Origin of the sequence: Geobacter sp. (assembly GCF_030834625.1) — a bacterium.
Taxonomy (GTDB): domain Bacteria; phylum Desulfobacterota; class Desulfuromonadia; order Geobacterales; family Geobacteraceae; genus Geobacter.
Genome location: NZ_JAUQXO010000072.1, coordinates 46,467 through 66,042, shown reverse-complemented (window position 1 = coordinate 66,042; position 19,576 = coordinate 46,467). Strand labels below are relative to the sequence as shown.

General features: G+C 59.4%; 14 protein-coding genes. 11 read left to right on the top strand and 3 right to left on the bottom strand.

The window, feature by feature from the left end; all coding sequences use genetic code 11:
- Window positions 1–31: 31 nt before the first annotated feature.
- Window positions 32–1,405: a sigma-54-dependent Fis family transcriptional regulator gene (locus RCH91_RS17170; protein ID WP_306536232.1), complete on the top strand. Its 1,374-nt coding sequence runs from the start codon at window positions 32–34 to the stop codon at window positions 1,403–1,405.
- A 219-nt stretch (window positions 1,406–1,624) separates the two neighbouring features.
- A complete protein-coding gene (locus RCH91_RS17165; protein WP_306536231.1) occupies window positions 1,625–2,062 on the top strand; it encodes a GSU0071 family protein in 438 nt (145 codons plus the stop codon).
- A 56-nt stretch (window positions 2,063–2,118) separates the two neighbouring features.
- On the opposite strand, the gene RCH91_RS17160 is transcribed toward RCH91_RS17165, so the two are convergent.
- A complete protein-coding gene (locus RCH91_RS17160; RefSeq protein WP_306536230.1) occupies window positions 2,119–4,917 on the bottom strand; it encodes a phosphoenolpyruvate carboxylase in 2,799 nt (932 codons plus the stop codon).
- A gap of 311 nt (window positions 4,918–5,228) precedes the next feature.
- Here RCH91_RS17160 and RCH91_RS17155 point away from each other — a divergent pair, with 311 nt between their 5' ends.
- From RCH91_RS17155 to RCH91_RS17115, 9 genes are all read left to right on the top strand, one after another.
- Entirely contained in the window at window positions 5,229–6,527 is a 1,299-nt protein-coding gene (locus RCH91_RS17155) for an ATP-grasp domain-containing protein (RefSeq protein ID WP_306536229.1), read from the top strand.
- Between the two features lie 27 nt (window positions 6,528–6,554).
- A complete protein-coding gene (locus tag RCH91_RS17150; RefSeq protein WP_306536228.1) occupies window positions 6,555–9,284 on the top strand; it encodes a CoA-binding protein in 2,730 nt (909 codons plus the stop codon).
- A 27-nt stretch (window positions 9,285–9,311) separates the two neighbouring features.
- On the top strand, window positions 9,312–9,755 hold the full coding sequence (locus RCH91_RS17145; protein WP_306536227.1) for a CBS domain-containing protein: 444 nt from the start codon (window positions 9,312–9,314) through the stop codon (window positions 9,753–9,755).
- Between the two features lie 28 nt (window positions 9,756–9,783).
- The gene (locus RCH91_RS17140) at window positions 9,784–11,487 is read left to right on the top strand and encodes an FAD-dependent oxidoreductase (RefSeq protein WP_306536226.1); all 1,704 of its coding nucleotides are present in this window, start codon (window positions 9,784–9,786) and stop codon (window positions 11,485–11,487) included.
- Complete coding sequence (locus RCH91_RS17135) at window positions 11,487–12,473, top strand: succinate dehydrogenase/fumarate reductase iron-sulfur subunit (protein WP_306536225.1); 987 nt, start codon at window positions 11,487–11,489, stop codon at window positions 12,471–12,473. Before RCH91_RS17140 ends, RCH91_RS17135 begins: the two co-directional genes overlap by 1 nt.
- Window positions 12,474–12,500: 27 nt before the next feature.
- Window positions 12,501–13,349, top strand: coding sequence for a CoB--CoM heterodisulfide reductase iron-sulfur subunit B family protein (locus RCH91_RS17130; RefSeq protein ID WP_306536224.1), 849 nt, complete (start codon window positions 12,501–12,503; stop codon window positions 13,347–13,349).
- 341 nt (window positions 13,350–13,690) lie between these two features.
- Entirely contained in the window at window positions 13,691–14,470 is a 780-nt protein-coding gene (locus RCH91_RS17125) for a hypothetical protein (protein ID WP_306536223.1), read from the top strand.
- Window positions 14,470–15,051 carry a flavin reductase family protein gene (locus tag RCH91_RS17120; RefSeq protein WP_306536222.1) on the top strand — a complete coding sequence of 194 codons (582 nt, stop codon included), beginning with the start codon at window positions 14,470–14,472 and terminating at the stop codon, window positions 15,049–15,051. Before RCH91_RS17125 ends, RCH91_RS17120 begins: the two co-directional genes overlap by 1 nt.
- Before the next feature lie 580 nt (window positions 15,052–15,631).
- Window positions 15,632–17,248, top strand: a complete 1,617-nt coding sequence (locus RCH91_RS17115; protein ID WP_306536221.1) for a DUF748 domain-containing protein — start codon at window positions 15,632–15,634, stop codon at window positions 17,246–17,248.
- A 14-nt stretch (window positions 17,249–17,262) separates the two neighbouring features.
- Here RCH91_RS17115 and RCH91_RS17110 read toward each other — a convergent pair whose 3' ends face one another.
- Both RCH91_RS17110 and ligD read right to left on the bottom strand, forming a co-directional pair.
- Window positions 17,263–17,985, bottom strand: coding sequence for a DUF72 domain-containing protein (locus tag RCH91_RS17110; RefSeq protein ID WP_306536220.1), 723 nt, complete (start codon window positions 17,983–17,985; stop codon window positions 17,263–17,265).
- Complete coding sequence (gene ligD / locus RCH91_RS17105; RefSeq protein WP_306536219.1) at window positions 17,982–19,568, bottom strand: non-homologous end-joining DNA ligase; 1,587 nt, start codon at window positions 19,566–19,568, stop codon at window positions 17,982–17,984. Before ligD ends, RCH91_RS17110 begins: the two co-directional genes overlap by 4 nt.
- Between the last annotated feature and the right edge of the window lie 8 nt (window positions 19,569–19,576).

The following is a 19,576-nucleotide window of genomic DNA, read 5'->3' as shown; positions in this document are numbered from 1 at the left end:
TACTAAAAAGCAACAAGGATGGATAGAAGCCATGGGCAAAGAAAAAGGGATCATCGAACCGTCCATTTACCGCGCCATTCTGGCCAGCATGGGGGAGGGGATCGTCTTTCTCGACCAGGAAGACTGCTTCGCCTACATCAACGCGGCGGCGGAAAAGATCCGGGGCATCCGGGCCGAGGACTACCTGGGACGCCATATCCTTTCCATCTTTTCGGCCCACTCCAGCCATACATCCGAGCGGGTGCAGGGACTTCTCAACGCCCTCAGGAGCGGCGCCCTCCCCTTTCACATCAAGTCCATCGAGGTCAAGGGAAAGATCTTCGAGAACAGCTATTATCCGATCCGAGACAGCGCGGGGAGCTACGTCGGCACTCTCATGATAAGCCGCGACATCACCGAGAAGGAGCGGCTCAAGGAGGAGAACACCGCCCTGCGCGAGCAGGTACTCTCCGAATTCGGATGCTGCGACCTGATTGGCAAAAGCGACGCCATGCTGCCGGTCTTCCAGATCATCAGCGCCGCCGCCGTCGTCGACTCCACCATTCTGCTCACCGGCGAGAGCGGCACCGGCAAGGAGTTGGTGGCGCGAGCCATCCACCAGCACAGCCTGCGCAAGGATAACCCGATGATCAAGGTAAACTGCGCGGCCCTGCCGGACACCCTCCTGGAATCGGAACTGTTCGGCCATGAGAGGGGGGCGTTCACCGGCGCCGTCAAGGAGCGCAAGGGGAAGTTCGAGCAGGCCCACGGGGGGACGATCTTCCTCGACGAAATCGCCGAAATGCCCCTGGCGGCCCAGGCCAAGCTTCTCAGGGTTCTGCAGGAAAGGACCGTGGAGCGGCTTGGCGGCAACCGGGAAATCCGCGTGGACGTGCGGATCATCGCCGCCACCAATCGGGACCTGCGCCGGGAGGTGGAGGGGGGGAGGTTCCGGGAAGACCTCTTCTACCGCCTCAACGTCATCCCGATCCATCTCCCCCCCCTGAGGGAGCGGCGCGAGGATATCCTCCCCCTGGCCAAGCAGTTCCTCAACCGGTTTGCCGAGAAGATGCACAAGCCGGTCATGGGGATCGCCACGGAGGCCCAAAAGGCCCTGCTTGAATACGACTATCCGGGCAATGTCCGGGAACTGGAAAACGCCGTCGAGCGGGCCGTGGCACTGTCGCTTGGTGGCGAGCTGAGGATTGGGGACCTCCCTTCCGAATTCACCGTTCCGCGCCTGGCTCCCCCTTCTCCCCAGATAGCGGGCTCAGGCTCCCTGGCCGAGAGTGTCCAGTCCTGGGAAAAAACCGCCATAGAGGAGGCCCTGCGCACCACGGGAAACCGAAAAGCGGAAGCAGCAAAACTCCTCGGCATCTCCCGAAAAACCCTCTGGGAAAAAATGAAACAGATGGGAATCATGTAACTATTTCCACCCGCATGTTACCAACAGGTAACATGCAGCCCACCACTTACTTCCGTCCTACAAATCCTTTCGTAAAAAATCCAACAACAACAGACAGTTTTCCAAATTAACCTCGTCTTATACATGTGGCATGGCGCTTGCTCAACCCTAGAGCAAAACCATACTCCCCTACTCTTCTTAGTCCATGGAATCCGACAGGATAATCAAGAGGTGGCAGTCATGAAGACAAGAACCATTGACGAGGCACTCGACAAATATGTCCAGGAACGGATGGCTAAAGGGAAGCAGCCGGCGGCAGAGCGTTTCCTTTCCTATGCTTACGTGAAATACAGCGGGGACGAGGTGCCTGAATTCATGAGGAAGGTGGGGGGGCTGACGCGGTACTATATCGACTTTCTCAAGGTCATGGGCAACCCGCTGAAAGGACCTGAACTGGCGTGGTTTGCGTCGATGCTCACGGTAGTCGCGGCCAGCTGCTACCTGATGGAAATGGAAGAGTCCCGGTTAACCGGAATTCTGATTTTCTCCGGCACTCTGGCAAGCGCCTTCTTACTCATCTGTTTCGCCGCCAGGAAATGGTGCGAGGCAGGGGTGATGATCGCCATCTACCGGGAAATTCTGGAGATTGCCGAACAGGAGGCCGGAGGTCCGGCGTAGACCCGCCCCTTTCCTTCCCGGACGGCATTTCGGCTGTCAACCGAGCCATTTTCCCCTCACCCCGTGTTCCTCAACCCCGCGGCAATGCCGTTGATGGTTGCCGCCAGAACGTAGTTCAGCTCCTCGCTCTCTTCTCCCCCGCGCTTGCGGCGCAGGAGTTCGATCTGGATCATGCTCAGGGGGTCCACGTAGGGATTTCTCAGGCGAATGGAGCTGGCCAGCGGCGGGTTCTTCTCCAGAAGCCGCGTCTGACCGGTCACCGTGAGGACCATTCTCCTGGTGCGCTGGTATTCCTCGACGATCATGGCGAAGACCCTCTCCCGCAGGGGGGTGTCGGTGACGAGCGAGGCGTAGAGCCGGGCCAGGGGAAGGTCCACCTTGGTCAGGGCCAGCTCCACGTTCCGTATGAAGTCGAAAAAGAAGGGAAAGCGGCGCATCATGGTCGCGAGGAGCTCCCCGTTCTGGTTCCCCTTTTCGGCGAAGCGCTCCAGGGCAAAGCCGACCCCGAACCAGCCAGGGATCACATGCCGGCTCTGCATCCAGCCGAACCCCCAGGGGATGGCCCGCAGTTCCGAGAGATCACGGCTCTGGGCGCGGCGTGCCGGGCGGGAGCCGATCTTGGCAAGCTCGAACTCCCGGACCGGCGTGGCCTCCTCGAAATACTGAAGAATATCGGGGTTGTCGATTATCTTCTCCCGATAGAAGGTGAAGGCGATCCCCGACATCTCCTCCAACGCCTCCTCCCACGCCACGTCGGCCTCCGTCTCCACGAGACCGGTATGTGCCAACGCCTCCAGGGACGCTGCCACCATCAGCTCAAGGTTCCGCTTTGCGAGCATCGGGTCTGAGTATTTCCAGTTGATGACCTCACCCTGCTCGGTGATCTTGATGGAACCGGAGAAAGCTGCGGCCGGCTGGGCGATAATTGCCCGATGGGTGGGGCCGCCCCCCCTACCGACCGTGCCGCCGCGCCCGTGGAAAAGGCGCAGGTGCACCCCGCACTCTTCGGCAACCCGGTGCAGAGCGCGATGGGCCTTGTAGATCTCCCAGGTGCCAGTCAACATCCCCCCATCCTTGTTGGAATCCGAATAGCCGAGCATGACCTCCTGCCGGCGCCCCCACGAATCGAGAAACGGCGAGTATTCCGGTGAACACCAGAGCGTGCGGCAGACTTCCGGGGCATTGCGCAGGTCCTCGATCGATTCAAAGAGCGGAACCGGCATGACTCCCGGATCCTTCCCGTCCGGCGACGCGGCGGCGCGGACGCCGCAGAGCTCCATGAGCCAGAGGAGGGAAAGGGTATCCTGTACCGAACCGGCGCCGCTGATGACGTAAGTCCTGATCGCCTCGGGGGGGAAGCTTCGTTTCTGTTTCGCGATGGCCCGGAGCATGTCCAGGAGCTCGATGGTTTCCGCAGAGGGGGTCGGGGGAAGGACGGAGGGTTGGTTCCCACCCGTGCCGGCCCCCGCGGCCAGTTCCGCCACCGCCTTTGCATGGACGCGGGCATGCTGCCGGACATCGAGGCTGTGGAGATGAAAACCGAAGGTGTCCACCTGCCTCAGAAGCGGGTCCACATAACGGCGCGCCAGCCGGTCTCCTCCCCTCTCGGCAAGACTTCTCCGCACAAGGAGGAGGTCCGCGGCAAATGAAGCGGCATCGGGGTAGGCATCGGGATGGTCTGTCCCGGCGCGGGCACTCTCGAGGCGGTAATGAACGATGCCGAGAAATTTCCGGTACGGCTCGCACACTGGATAGAGCTCGGTTTCCGGAACGGCAGCGGTTAGCGCGACGGCGTAATTGCCCAGCACGTCCAGCATCTCCGATGACACAGCCACCCGGTTCGTTGATGGCGTGAGGAGCTCCTTCAGCCCTTCCACGGCGTTGAGGTAATGGGTGATGATCGTTCCCCTGGCAGCTTCCAGGGCACGCCGGGTGGAGTCGGTCGTCACATTTGGGTTGCCGTCCCGGTCTCCGCCGATCCAGGACCCGAAGCGAATCACGGTCGGAAAATCGGGAGCGTCATGTTCCCCGCCGTAAACCTGGCGGAATTCCCGTGCCAGGTCTTCGTAAAAGTCCGGAAGGGGAGCGATCAGGGCGTCGGGGTAATGGTCAAGCCCCATCCTGATCTCGTCGTCGACGCTCGGCTTGCGGCGACGGACCTCGTCCGTCTGCCAGAGGGCGGTGATTTCAGTCAAAATGGCTTCCTGCCCCCTGGCGGCTCTGTCACCGGACAGGGGGAGCCGATCGAGCCCGGCCAGCTCCCGGGCGATACGGCGCCGCTTGAAGAGGACAACGCGCCGTGCCACCTCGGTGGGGTGGGCAGTGAACACCGGCATCACCTCCACCTGCCGCAGCCACTCCAGGGCCTTTTCAGCGGTGATCCCCCCATCGTGCATCCGCTGCAGGGTGCCGAGCAGTGACCCCGGTTTCACGGGAGCGTCCGGGTAAAGCTCTGCCGCCCTGCGCCTGCGCATGCGGTGATTGGTTTCCGCCAGGTTGGTGAGCTCGAAGAACGTCCCGAACGCCTTGACGATCTGGTAGGCCTCGGCCACGGTCATGGCCCGTACGATCCGGACTGCCTGCTCCTGGAGCTCATGTTCGACGGGGTGATCAAGGATCACCGCTTCCTGCTGGTCGGTGAGCGCCCGGTGCCTGATCGCGAGGTGCCGAAGCTCCTCTTCGGCATCGTATGCCCTCTCTCCCTCCTGCTCCTTTATCACTTCTCCCAGCAGACGACCGAGAGAACGGACGTCGCGACGAAGCGGCACATCCTTCAGCGTGGGGTCACGGGCAATGAGTTCGTTCAACCGTGCGGCCTGATCGTCCGCCTTCCAGAAGAGTTCAGTTTCCACCATAGTCATCCCCTCCATGTCCGTGAGGGAACACCTGCGCCCCCGGAGTTGTGCTACCTACTGTACCCCACTTTTCACAATTGGAAAGAGCTGCAAACCGTCTGGTGTTACGTAACCTCCCTCACTCAAACGTTACCTTAAGGGAACATGATTTCTGCCGCTCCTCATCGTCACACAGCTCATACCTCAAAAAAATAACTTCAATATCAAACACTTATAAATATTTGCCTCCTTTCGCGCTTTTGGTACGGGGATTGCCAATATAAAGCAAAACTCACGTTAGATTTCTAAGGAATTACGGAAGGGAGATAGATATGCAACTCACAGGCTTGAAGTATGGTCAAAGGCTTCTGGATCTGGTGGAATTTCCCGTGGCGCCGGTGCTTACCGAGGAGGCATCCCATGATGAAATCAATCACCTCATTGAATCCCATGGTGGGAAATGCATCGTCAAGCCGGTATTTCTCGGCGGGGTGGGAAAAAAGGGGAAGGCCGGCCTGGTGCGTATTGTCACCAATGTTTTTGATGCAATGGTCGCCAAGCGGGACCTCTTCTTCGCCACCCATTATCAGGGGAACCGTCCGGTTCAGGCGTGCGGGGTGACTTTCGAGGGGTATATAGCATCCGACATCGAGATCTACGCCAGCATTACTGATTCAAGCGAACATCGCATGCCGGTGCTGCTCCTGACGACCGAGGGTGGCGTCGACGTCGAGGATGTCCCGGCCGAGAAAAAACGCACGATCCTGTTCAATCCGGTCACCGGGGTCAAGTCGTTTCACATCAACGATGCCCTGCGCGAGCTCAACTGCCCGCCACAGTACATCAGTGCGCTGGTTCAGCATCTTCCGAAACTCTGGCAGGCCTACGACAGCTACGGCCTTACCACTCTGGAGCTCAACCCGATACGGATGGGCAAGGTAAAGGGACGTTACGTCCCCTTCGCCTGCGACATAAAGGCATCGTTCGATCAGGACAACCAGGCATGGAAACGGCTGGGATATCCGGAGGAAATCTTTTCCACGACCATCACCCAGTTCGAGGCTGAAATCAACGTTCTCAGGACCCATCAGGGCCAGAGCGACGTCACGGAGGTCAACCCGAAAGGGACGATCCTGCCGTTCATCTTCGGCGGTGGCGCCAACAGCGCCGCAACGGAAATACTGGGAGACAAGGCCATCATTTCTTCCGATTTCGGGGGCAATCCTCCCTACGAGAAGATCAAGGCCATCGCCGACATAACCTTCCGCCACTGGCTCCCCCAGTCCAACGTGATCCTGCTGATCGGAGGACGTGCCAACAACACCAACATCTTCACCACCTTCAAAGCCATCTTCGATTCACTGAAGGAGCATATAGGCCTGAACCCCAACATCTTTGTGGTAGCGGGACGGGGCGGCCCCAAGGTCATTGAAGGAATGGTGTACGGCAGGGACGTGCTCGACAGCCTTCGTGTCCCGCACCGCTTTTTCGGCCATGACAGCAGCATGATGAGCGTCCTGCAGCATGCAATGGAGATTGACACGTTTCTCGGGCAACGGGATGACGCGACCACGCTGGTTGAACAACAGCACAAGCAGACAGTTCATAAACTGAATTTTGCAGCTGTCTAACAACAAAGACGAGCGAGGAGAAACCCCATGAGCTACCTCAACAATCCCTTTCCATATTTCGTCGGTGTTCAGTCTCTGCACGAGCTGGCAAACAAACACTCCCGCGTCTGCATCATGAACATCCGGGGCACCGAGAGTTCGCTGGTCACGCCAGTATCCCACGCCTACAGCGGCGGGAATGTGGTTGCCGGCGTCCAGTACGGTGAATCCTCGGGGACCTTTGAAACCTCCGCCGGCGACATCCCGGTCTTCGGCAGCATTTCCGATGTCATCCGCAACGGGGTGCAATTCGACACCGGGGTGATCTACCTCCCGCCGACGGCGGTTTCCCATGCGGTGTCGGAAATGTGCGCCCGCAATGTGGATCTCAAGAGGATCATCATCGTAACCGAGAAGGTGCCGGTCCGCGACTCGCGCCTGATCCGCTACGGGTGCCAGAGCAGAAAAGTGGACGTCATCGGGGCCAACACCCTGGGGATCGCCAACTCCTGGGACCAGGTGCGGATCGGCGGGGCTCTGGGCGGAGACAGCCCGGGAGAAAGCCTCAAGAAGGGAAGCGTCGCCATCTACAGCAACTCGGGGAATTTCAGCACGACCATCTCCGAGTATCTGAAAACCGCCGGCTTCGGCACCTCGACGATCCTGAGCAGCGGCAAGGATGTCTACATCCATTTCGCGCTGGCTGAATTCCTGTACTGCGCCGAGAACGATCCCCGCACCAAGGCGATCGTCGTCTATGTGGAACCGGGAGGATACTACGAAAAACAGGCCCTGGACTGGATCGAACAGGGGCGCTTCAAGCTTACCAAGCCGATCATCGCCTGCGTAACGGGACGGTGGAAGAAGAATCTCACCCGGTCGTGCGGCCATGCCGGCGCCATGGCCGGCTGCGGTGACGACGCGGAAGCGAAAGAGGGATGGTTCGACACCTACTTCGGCGTTCCGGAGTTCGATCCGGGGAGCCCGGAAGTGTCGCAACGCGGGGTCCGCATCAAATCCATCCAGGATGTCCCCGAGGCGGTTAACGCCTGCATGAAGCTCTATGGTGAACTCCCCGATTTCGAACCGACGGGGGATTTGAGCCTCAAGCCCTGGTTTGTCAACGACCAGGCGTTATCCCTTCCGGATGACCTCCGGATGAAGGTGGTCAAGGCCATTTCACCCTACGGCGAGGAAATCGAGAAGTCGAACCAGCTGATAGGCGCCCGCATCATCCGGGAGCCGATGCGGAACCGCTCCGGCGCAAGCTCCATCAGTCCGGACGATCACTCCATCTCCCTGCACGGCCGAGAGCTGCTCGACCTCATCGAGAACCCCTTCGGAGCGATCTGCCTCTATTCGGTACTGAAAACCATGCCGGACGCGGGAAGCATGGCCCTTGTCAACCCTCTCCTCAACTGGTTCGCGGCCCGGGGGAGCGAGCATATCGCCACCGTTGTCCGGGGCCGCGGTAACGGATGCACACCGAACGCCTCCATAGCGGCCGAAGTGCTCCTGGCCGGCAACAATCGGCTCTTCGAGGACCTGCGCACCGCAAGTTCCTGGCTCATCGACCAGTTCCATGACGAGGCCGGCCTCGACCTGGCCATCGACGAAGAGCTCATTGCACAAAAATGCCACGCCGCCGAGCCGTTCCCCCGGATGCACCGTGAAGAAGGCTCCGGTCAATGGGCGGACTACTTCGGGGCATTGCTGAGAAATCACGGCCAAGAGACGATCCTCACCCGTTTTGCCCAAGAGTACAGCAGGATGCAGAACGAGGCAGGAGAAGACGTCGATCCGCTCAGGCCGCTCCTTGCCGCCATGCTGACCGGGCTGGCCTGGAAACCCCTCGTGGAGCGGCGCATCAGCAGGGAAACCGCACAGGATCTCGGCACCTACCTCGGGTTGAATGGGGTCATCGTCGGCGTCTCCCCGGTGGCCCCGGAGAAAAACCATTTCTGGCAGCAACTGCATGCGCCGACCGACCTGGCGATCCTCGAGACCGATTTTTCGTCGACCTGTTTCCAGGTGCTGTTCAACCGGGTACCGGAAGATCACGAACTTTTCGCCTTCAACACCCTGCTCAACCTGACTTTGACCAACGGTCCGGGAACCCTCAGCGCAAAAGGGGCCAAGGAGAGCGTCAGCGCCAGGAACCATATCGCCACCGCCTATGCCGGGTTCATGACCAATACCGGCCTTGCCCATGGCGGCAACGGTTTCGAGGCGGTGAGCTATCTGCTCAAGACATTCGCCGGCACCGATCCGTACCAGGCTGACACGGAGGAACGTGAATCCGTGTTCAAAAGGCTTGCCTCCGAAGCAACCCAGGAGTTCGTCATCCGGAAGAAGAAGGCGAAGCTCGAAGGGGTTACGGAAAGGATTCCCTGCATCAACCATCCGGTATTCCGCGGCAAGCCGGAGAACCATGACCCCCGCGAGGTGCGGCTGCGCACCCTGCTCAAGTCCAGGGACGTCGCGAATCCGTTCCTCGAGTACTACCATTTCCTGGTCAAGGAGCTGCACGCCGAAGGGATATCACCCTGCATTTATTGTGTGAATGTGGATGCGGCCATTGCCTGCATTTCGCTCGACCTGTTCTGGGAACAGCTGCAGCAGGGAGAGTTGAGCGAAAAGGAGGCCCAGGAGATCGTGTTCACCCTGTTCCTCTACGGCAGGATGGCGGGGATTTCGGCGGAGATCGCCGACCACAGGAGCAGAGGCCAGGACCTTGACTGCCGGACCCTTCCGGAGGAACTCGTATTCCTGGTGTGATGGCAACGAGAGCAAGGAGGAGGATGTATGGAAGCGCTGAAGAAGATCCGCAATACCCCCGTGTCGGAGCTTATGCAGAGAGATGTCATCACCATCGACGGCAGCCAGAACGTGGCCCAGGCAATTCAGCTCATGAAGACCCACAAGGTTGCCAGCCTGGTCGTCGTGCCGCGAAACGATGACGATGCCTTCGGCATTCTCACGGTGCGCGACATCCTGGGAAAGGTCATCGATCCCGGCGAGGATATCTACCGTGACATCTGGAACACCCAGGTGCACGACATAATGAACAAGCCGGTCTTCAGCATCGACCCGACGATGCGGGTGAAGTACGCGCTGCGCATGATGAACAAGCTCGGTGTCCGGCGGCTGGTGGTCCTCCGGGGAAACGAGCTGGCGGGGATCATCAGCGAAATCGAGATCTTCCGCGCAGTGGAAGAGCTGCCCGCGGTGGCGCAGGTGGCACTCTAGCCTACGTTACCCGCTGCAGGAGGCAGACATGGAGCACAAATTCGACATCATCATAGTGGGCGCGGGAGGGGGGGGACTTTTTGCCGCCCTGGAGGCGGTGCGCACCAATCCCCAGGTCAGTATCGCCGTTGTCTCGAAGCTCTATCCCACCAGGTCCCATACGTCCGCCGCCCAGGGGGGGGTGAACGCCGCCCTGGCAAACAAGGACCGGGACGATACCGTGGAGCTCCACGTCTTCGACACCGTGAAGGGGAGCGATTACCTGGCGGACCAGGATGCGGTCGATTACCTCTGCAGCCAGGCTCCCGAGGTGGTGCGGGAACTGGAGAACCTGGGGGCACCCTTTTCCCGCTTTCCGGACGGCACCATCGCCCAGCGGCCATTCGGCGGGACGGTGAAGGACCGCTGCTGCTACTGCGCGGACAAGACCGGGCACACCCTCCTCCACACCCTCTTTGAGCAGTGCCTCCGCCGGGGGGTGAAATTTTTCAACGAATACTTCCTCCTTTCCCTGGAGCATGCCGACGGCGAGTGCCAGGGGATCGTCGCCATGAACATGCGCACCAGCGCCATCGAGGCCTTTTCCGCCAAGATCGTCATCCTGGCCACCGGCGGACACGCCAAGATGTACTGGAACCGCTCCAGCAACGCCGCCGGCAACACCGGCGACGGCCAGGCCGCGGCACTGCGCGCCGGCATCCCCCTGAAGGACATGGAGTTCATCCAGTTCCACCCCACCGGCCTGCGCAAGAGCGGGCTCCTGGTGACCGAGGGGGCGCGGGGCGAAGGAGGGTATCTCCTCAACCGTCACGGCGAGCGCTTCATGGCCCGCTACGCCCCCCAGAAGATGGAGCTGGGTCCCCGCGACCTGGTGGCCCGTTCCATGGAAACGGAAATCCTGGAGGGAAATGCTCTTACGAGCGATGCCGGCAGCTACCTCGAGCTGGACCTGCGCCACCTGGGGGCCGAGGCGATCAAGAAAAAGCTTCCGCAGATCAGGGAGCTCTCCATGCACTTCGAGGGGATCGACCCCATCGAGGAACCGATCCCGGTGCGCCCCACCGCCCACTACTCCATGGGGGGGATCGACGCCAACATGGCCAGAACCGCCGTCAGCGGTATCTACGCCGTGGGGGAATGTGCCTGCGTTTCCGTACACGGAGCGAACCGCCTCGGTGGGAACTCGCTTCTGGACATCCTCGTGTTCGGGAAGAGAGCCGGACAGGAGGCGGCTCTGGAGGCACCCCGGCGGCCTCTGCGCCGGGTTGCGCCCGCTGCGCTCTGGAAGGCGGCCGATGAGCTCAAATCGTACACAAGCCACGAACGGTACGAGCGCTACGGGATCATCAGGGAGGAGATGGGGAAAACCATGGCCGACAAGGTGGGGATCTACCGGACCGAAGAGAGGCTGCGGCAGGGGGTCGAAGAGATCCGTGCCCTGCGGGAGCGCTTCCGGCACATCCGGCTCTTCGATACGGGAACCGTTTACAACACCAACCTCGTCCAGATTCTGGAACTGAAGAACATGCTCGACCTGGCCCTCTGCGTGGCAGAAACCGCCCTGGTGCGACAGGAAAGCAGGGGCTCCCACTACCGCGAAGATTTCCCGCGCCGGGATGACGAGGCATGGCACCGGCACTCCCTCTGCACCCTGGAGAAAGGGGGCGATGTCCGCCTCGCCCACAAGCCCGTAACCATGGGGAAATATTCCCTTGAGACAAGGAGTTACTGATGGAGAGGAAAGAGGTAGCATTCCGCATCTACCGCTATAACCCCCAGGTGGACCGTCAGCCCTTCTACGACAACTTCAAGATTGCCGTGGAAAGGGGGATCACCATCCTCAGGGCCCTGAATTACATCAAGGAGCATCTGGAGCCACGCCTTACCTTTCGCGCCTTCTGCCAGGCGGGAATCTGCGGCTCCTGCGCGGTCCGCATCAACGGGGTCTCCAAGCTCGCCTGCACGACCCAGGTCTGGGACGAGCTCACCGGCAGCGGCGACGACCCGATCCTGGTGGAACCCCTCAACAACCTCCCGGTAATCCGCGACCTGGTGGTGGACATCGACCCGGTCATGGAGAAGCTGAAACAGAACTACAGCTGGGTCAGGCCGGCCATTGCCGAAGGGGAGATGGGGCGGAAAGAGCATTGTGTGAGCGACGGGGAGTTCGAGGCCATCAACGCCGCCACCGACTGCATCCTCTGCGGATCGTGCTATTCGGAGTGCAGCATGACGGAGGTGAACCCGCGCTACATCTCCCCGCCGGTGCTCCTGAAGGCGTTCCGCATGAATAACGACACGAGGGATACGCTGGGGTGCGAGCGACTCGGGCAGGTATCAGGCGACAACGGCCTGTGGGACTGCGCCCACTGCTACAAATGCGCCGAGCATTGCGTCAAGCATATCCCCATCGTGGACGGAATTCACCGCCTGCGGGAAGAGATGTTCGAACGGCACATGACCCGCTCGGAAGGTGCCCGCCATGCCCAGGCGTTCTTCGACGATATCCGTTCCACCGGCAGGCTCAGGGAGGCCACCCTCCCCCTGCGCACCCTCGGTGTGGTGAAAACCCTCCGCATGGTCCCCCTGGCGGCAAAGATGGGGATGAAAGGGAGAACACCCCCCTTCGTCGTGAAACCGGTTCCGGGAATCGACCGGGTAAGGGGAATCTACCGCAGGCTGGAAGCAAACAGAGCGGCAAAACAGGGCGGCGAGTAGCAATCGGCGGCAGGGAGCGAGGTCTTTATGAAATACGCCTACTTTTTGAGTTGCATCAACGAATCCATGACAAAGGAAGTGGACCTGTCCCTCACCAGATGGGTAAAGGACCTGGGCATCGAACTGGTGAACCTGGAGAAAGGGACCTGCTGCGGCGGAAGCAACCTCGATTACGTGAGCCCCGACCATTTTCTCGTCATCAACGGGAGAAACATCGCTCTTGCGGAAAAAATGGGGCTCGACCTGGTGACGTCGTGCAGCACCTGCCTGATGACCCTGCGCCGGGCCAAGCAGGCCCTGGACTCCTCACCGGAAAAACGGGAGCTGGTGAACGGGCACCTGGCAGGCGAAGGGCTGCGCTACAACGGCACCAGTGACGTGAAACACCTGCTGTGGGTCCTCACCGAGGATTACGGCCTGAACAGACTCGCTGCGAAGGTGACCGCGCCGCTGTGGGGGGTCCGCTTCGCCCCCTTTTACGGCTGCCATATCCTGCGGCCGTCCAGCCTCCTCGGCAGGGACAACCCCACAGCTCCCTCGTCCCTGGACCGCCTGGTGGAGGCCCTCGGGGGAAGCCTGGTGGAGTACGGGTCAAAGAACAAGTGCTGCGGCTTCCATACCCTCCTGGTGGCGGAACAACAGTCCCTGGCCATGACGGGAAACGCCCTCGAAGATGCGGTCCGGGCCGGAGCCGACTACATCGTTACGCCGTGCCCCCTGTGCCACACCGCCCTTGATGCCTACCAGGACAAGGCGCTGGACGGCAGGGGCGTTTCCCGGAACATCCCGGTGCTCCACCTCTCCCAGATGGTGGGCCTGGCCCTGGGGTATTCGAAAGAGGAGCTCGGCATAGACCGCCACATGATTGCCGCATAGATTTTCCAAGGTAGAACGAGCGCTTACAGCCATGGGCGCTCCTTTCGGAGGCCGGGGGACGCCCCGGCCTTTTTTTTGGTAGCTGGCATCAATCCTTTCCCTTCCGCCGCGGCCTTTCCCAAGGCGAGGCACGTAACCTTTTCTTCCCGCATGTTACTTAAAGGTAACGCCAACGCTGTTCCGCACCCCTTCTCTTGTGGATTCCCACCTCGCTTAATCTCACATTATCAACAGGTTACGATTTTCTATCGCGCCAGGCGCTATTGGTACGCCGATTGCGATTATGAAATCATTCCAAGGGTTCCGGATGACGCACCCACGTCTCGCAGGAGGTGAAGATCATGGGAAAAGTTCTTGAATTGGTCGGCGGTCCCCCCGCCTCGGGAAAGAGCACCTACATTCGCGTAAAGTACGGGTCCCAGAGTAACCGGGAATTCGTGCATCTCGACTACGACGCCATGGTGGTCAAGGAAGTTGAACGGTCGTGCGGAAGGGTTGCCGAGCAGGACGTGAGAGACCATGTCAGCATGGTGTATGGCTTCGAGAGATCCACGGTCATTTACGGTGATCCTGCGAGGGTAACCGTGGATTGGCCCTTCTGCGTCTCCAAGCGGGCCGAGGAGTACATCTCGATCGGCCGCAATGCCGACCGCTTTGTGGAGTGCAATTTCTTCACCGCCCAGGCCACCGAAGCGTGGAAACGATCCCTGACCAGGCATGTGGCTGGCGAGTACAACGCCTTCACGGTCTTTCTGAGCAAGGACTCCAATATTGCCGAGGCCCTGCGGCCCAGCTTCAGGATCTTTCTGGAGGCGCACCGCGACATGCCGGCATCCGTCGAGAGGATTTTCCCCCAGGTCGATGCGGCGTATCTCTGGGACAACAACGAGCGGGACGCCATGCCGGTGCTCATTGCATTGTGCAAAAAAGGAGGAAAGATTCGCGTTGTTGACCAGACGCGGTGGGATCGGTTTCAATACAAGCGAGAGATCGATATTGACGCCGAGTTCGAGGTGCTGGACAGCCGTGTTGAGGAATTCCAGGGCAAGCCCAGAACTCTGTTCAAGGTGAGGTATGCCAATGTGATACGGAGTGGAAGAGAGAAGGAGTTTTTTGTTTAATGAAAGTATCCCTCGGGGCAAAGCCCCTGGCCCTTCCGACCCCCGCCTGGCTCGTGGGGACCTACGACGCCGACGGCAGACCCAACATCGCCACCGTGGCCTGGTGCGGCGTCTGCTGCACCGAGCCGCCCAGCATTGCCGTGTCGCTGCGCAAGGCCCGCCACTCCCACGGCGCCATCGTGGCCCGCAAGGCCTTCACCGTCAATGTCCCCTCAGACCGCTTCGTGCGGGAAACGGACTATGCCGGCATCGTGTCGGGCCGGGCCGGTGACAAGTTCGCCGCCACGGGGCTTACGTCGGTGCCGAGCGACCTGGTTGACGCACCCTTCGTGGACGAATTCCCCCTCGTTATTGAATGCCGGCTGGCCCAGATCATCGAAGTCGGCACCCACATCCAGTTCATCGGCGAAATCGTCAACGTCCGGGCCGACGAAGCCGTTCTCGACGCCAACGGTCTCCCCGACATGCTCAAGGTGAGGCCCATCGTCTATGATCCGGGCGCCAAGGTCTACTACGGCGTCGGCGATGCCATCGGCAAGGCGTTTTCCATCGGGAACGAGGTGAAGAACGGCCAGGAATAACCGGCCTCGACCCCATCATTGATGCATAGATTTATCCGAAGATAGGCGAGCGCATTTCAGCCATATGCGCTTCTTTCTCAAAGCCGGGGGACGCCCCGGCTTTTTTTATGTATTCGGAAGACTGCGTGGCCGTAATAAATACAGAACCCCGGCAAACCAGCGACAAATTTCTCCGGTACGTTTCGTGACACTTATCCACTTTTGTCGGGTAATTTTCGAGTACCTGTTCCATTCCTGATACAACCAGAATTGCATACAGGTCAAATTTGTTATTGACACGATATTTCAAATGGTTACGTGCCGTGCCCATTAGTTGTGCAGGATGCAGAAGTGCCCAATGATACGTGACAATTTTGAAACATATCCACAGCTCGGGGTGACTTATCCACACACCCGGTGGATAGCGTTGATGCAACAATTTTCATGGTCACGTCTTTTACATTAGAGACTGCTTCAGCTCGATGTTGAAGGCGCTCAAAATAAAGATGGAAACCGGAAAATAAAGTTGGATACTGATACAGGTTGGCGGTACATCGGCGCCCTTGTTTTGCAGACGGACCACTGTTCCGGGGAAGTCAACGTGGATAACGGAAAAGCGTCTTTCTTGTCAAAGGCCTTACGTCTGGCACCAAAGGTGTTGTGCTGGTTTGCCGGCACACTCGTCCTCCTTGTGGTTGCTCTTTTCATAGCGTCCTTCTTCCTGGATGAACCGCTCCGCAGCTCCATGGAAAAGAAGATGAACCACCATCTGAAGGGTTATTCAGTGCGTCTGCCGGGACTGCACTTTCAACTGGTTGGACTATCCATGACCTTGAAAGGACTTACCGTTACCCAGCAGGCCCATCCGGACACGCCCGTTGCCCGCTTTCCGATGCTGCATGTGAGCATCCACTGGCGAGAGATCTTCGCCGGCAGGCTCGTTTCGGAATTGTCGCTCGACCGCCCGGAAGTCCATATCAACTTGAAGCAGCTGCGAAGTGAGGTCGCCAGCAAAGTACCATTCAAAGATCGCGGATGGCAGGAGGCAATAGAAGCTATCTACCCCCTCAAAATCAACAAGCTGGAGGTTACTGACGGTAACCTGGTGTATATCGATCAGGATCCAAAACGGCCCCTTCGCTTAAGCCACCTTTTTCTGCAGGCGAGCAACATCCGCAACATCCATTTCCCGGAGAAGGTCTATCCATCCTCATTCCATCTGGAAACCGTCGTATTTGACACAGGACGCGCAGTCGTGGACGGCAAAGCCAATTTCCTCGCTCAGCCCCATCCGGGGATTAACGCCCGCTTCACCGCGGAGAAGGTCCCCCTTGACTACTTCCGGCCCGTGATCGCCCGCTCGAATCTCTCCATACGCAATGGGATTCTCTTTGCTTCCGGCGAAACAGAGTACGCCCCTCAAGTAAAAGTTGCGCATGTTCATAATCTCACCATCCAGGGGATGGAGCTCGACTACATTCATTCGCCTCGTACTGCTGCCGCCGAAAAGCGCCGCGTCGAGAAGGTGAAGAAGGCTGCCAGCGAAGTAGCCGGCAAACCTGGCATACTCCTGCGCCTTGATCAGCTGGCTTTATCCAACTGTAACCTCGGTTTCGTCAATAAGAGCGCCAGTCCTGCTTATCGCGTCTTCCTTGCCGACACGGCTCTTACCCTTTCCAATCTTTCCAACAAGTTTCTGCAGGGGCCGGCCAAGGTGAAAATTAATGGCAAATTTATGGGAAGCGGCTCAACCCAGGCGACTGCTTCGTTCCGGCCGGAGAAAGACGGCCCCGATTTCGATGTCCATGTCAAAATCGAGAATACGCGGCTCACGTCGATGAATGACCTGTTTCGCGCCTACGGCAAATTCGATGTGTCAGAGGGGACGTTTTCGTTTTATTCAGACTTGCAGGTCAGAAATAATGTCATTACCGGCTACGTGAAGCCCTTTTTCAAGGATGTAAAGGTGTATGACAAAAGGACGGACAAAGAGAAAAGCCTTTTTCGCCGCATGTACGAAATGCTGGTTGGCGGCATCGCCACACTTCTTGAAAGAAGCCCGCGTGAGGTGGTGGCCACCAAGGCGGACATCTCGGGCAGGGTGGAAAACCCCCAGGTCAGCACATGGCAGATCGTCGCCGGACTGGTGAGAAACGCTTTTTTCAAGGCGATCCTGCCCGGATTCGAAAAGGAGGTTTCCCGAGCGCAACGCCGCTGAGGAGGCGGGCGGCATTACGGACCCTCGGCAAGCGTGCGGAACTGCAGCGCCGTTTCGGGCCCCGTGATCGGCCCGTCGGCCTCTTCCTCGTGCTTGAAAAAGACGTAAACCCTTTCCCATCGCTGCGAACGGATTCTTTCCAGCCACTGTGCCAGGTCGGCTTCCGTGTAATTGGTGCGGCGCAGGCGCAGATAGCCCCATTCGGTTGTGCTGATGATCTCACCTGCCGGACTCTCGTCGGTATCCTCCAGGCACAGGCTGCATCCTCTTTCGCGAAGGAGATCGGCAATTCCGGCATCGAGCCAGGAGGGGCTGCGGAAGTCGAAGGCGCAGCGCACGTTGCGGGGAACAAGGGGGAGGAACTCCTCCAGCGCCGTGCGGTTCTTTTCCGCGTGGAAACTCTTGGGAAACTGGAACAGGGCTGGCCCCAGCTTCCCCCCCAGGACCGACAGCGTCCTGAAGAAGTATTCAGCCTCTTCACTCACGTTTCGGAGCTTCTTCAGGTGGGTCATGACTTGGGGGGCCTTGAACGCGAAGGTAAAATCGTCGGGGACCTGTTCCGCCCAGGGAGTGATGATCCGTTCCGTTGGCATGTGATGAAAGGTGTAATTGATCTCCACCGCGTTGAGGCGCTCCCCGTAGAAGTGGAGCATCTCTTTGGGGGATATCTTCTCGGGATAGAAGATCCCCTTCCATTCCTTGTACGCGTAACCGCTGGTGCCGATATGGATTTTCATGGTTTCACCTCCCGTACCACTTCGCCGGCGGCCTTGTCCTCCCGCAGACGGAGGAAAACGGGGTGCCTCATGATGCCGTCCTGGGTCCAGCCGGACAGGGCTACCTCGCAGACCAGTTCCGGTTTTACCCAGGTGGCCGGGGTGTTGGTCTTCGGCTCCACGGTGAAGGGGCACTCTTTCCGGATCAGGGGATCAAATCTCTCGCGGATTTCCTTCAGATCTTTTCCCGAGAATCCCCCTCCCGCATGGCCGATGTAGACCAGTTCGTCCCCCTCGAACACCGCCAGGACAAGGGCGCCGAAAGACCTTCTTCCCCCCCGCGGCTCAGTGAATCCGGCGATAACCCCCTCCTGCGTGGGCTGCCTCTTCACCTTCAGCCACTGCCGGCTCCTGCTCCCCATCTGGTAGGTGCTGCCGGAATGCTTGGCAATGATCCCTTCGAGGCCCTTTTCCCTGGCGACAGTGAAAAACAGGACCCCGTCTTTCCAGACGTGGTCGCTGAACCTGATTCTCGGGGAAGAGGGAAGAATCCTCTTCAGGAGCTCTTTCCTTGTGAGCAGCGGGAGGCCGGTCAGGTCATGGCCCTCGAAGTACAGGAGGTCGAAGACGTAGTAGAGCAGATGGCCGCTGCCGGATTCCTGGTAATTCTGGAGCATCTGGAAATCAGGGCGGCCCTGGGCGTCAACCACGACGATTTCACCGTCCAGAACGGCATCAAACTCCAGTTTCCGCAATGAATCCACCACGGGGAAAAACTTTTTCTCCAAGGGGGTCTGGTTCCGGGAGTAGAGCGAAACGTCTCCGTCCCGGAGCTCGGCGATGGCCCGATACCCGTCCCATTTCACCTCGAAAAGCCAGTCGGGGTGGTCGAAGGGTACCTTGGCCATGGTCGCCAGCATCGGCTGGATGCCGTGGGGCATCGGCTGGAGGGGCGCATCTTTCAACTCCGGGCTTTCCATGGTCTCCCGAAGACGGATCTGCTCAATTTTTTTCTGTCCTGCAGCTGTCCCCGGCCCGGCTTCGAAAACCTCCTCCAGGGTCCTGCCGGAGTGTACCGAGCGGTTTTCGCCGAGAATGTCCTCCCTGGTGGCGTAGCGATCCTTTTTCTTCAGGAGGAGCCACGACTTCCCGTCCTTCCCCGTCTTCACCAGCGCGAATTCGCCCCGGAGCTTCTCACCTTCGAGGACGAACTTCAGGTCCCCTTTCCTCAATCCGGCCAGAAGCTGCTTCTCGCTATCGTCTCCGGCTGCGGAAGGGGGGCGATAAAAGCCCCTGTCCCAGATGATGACGCTCCCCGCGCCGTAATTCCCCTCCGGGATGACCCCCTCGAAATCCTTGTAGTCGAACGGATGGTCCTCGACCATGACGGCCAGCCTTTTCAGGGAAGGATCGAGGGAGGGCCCCTTTGGGACGGCCCAGCTCTTGAGCACCCCTTCCATTTCGAGCCTGAGGTCGTAGTGAAGGGCCCGGGCGGCGTGCTTGTGGACCACAAAAACGAGCCGCTTCTCCCCGCGGCGAGGCGTCGGTTCCGGTTCGGGCGTTTCCCCGAATTTCCGTTTGGAGGCGTATTCCTTCAATCCCATAATGTTCT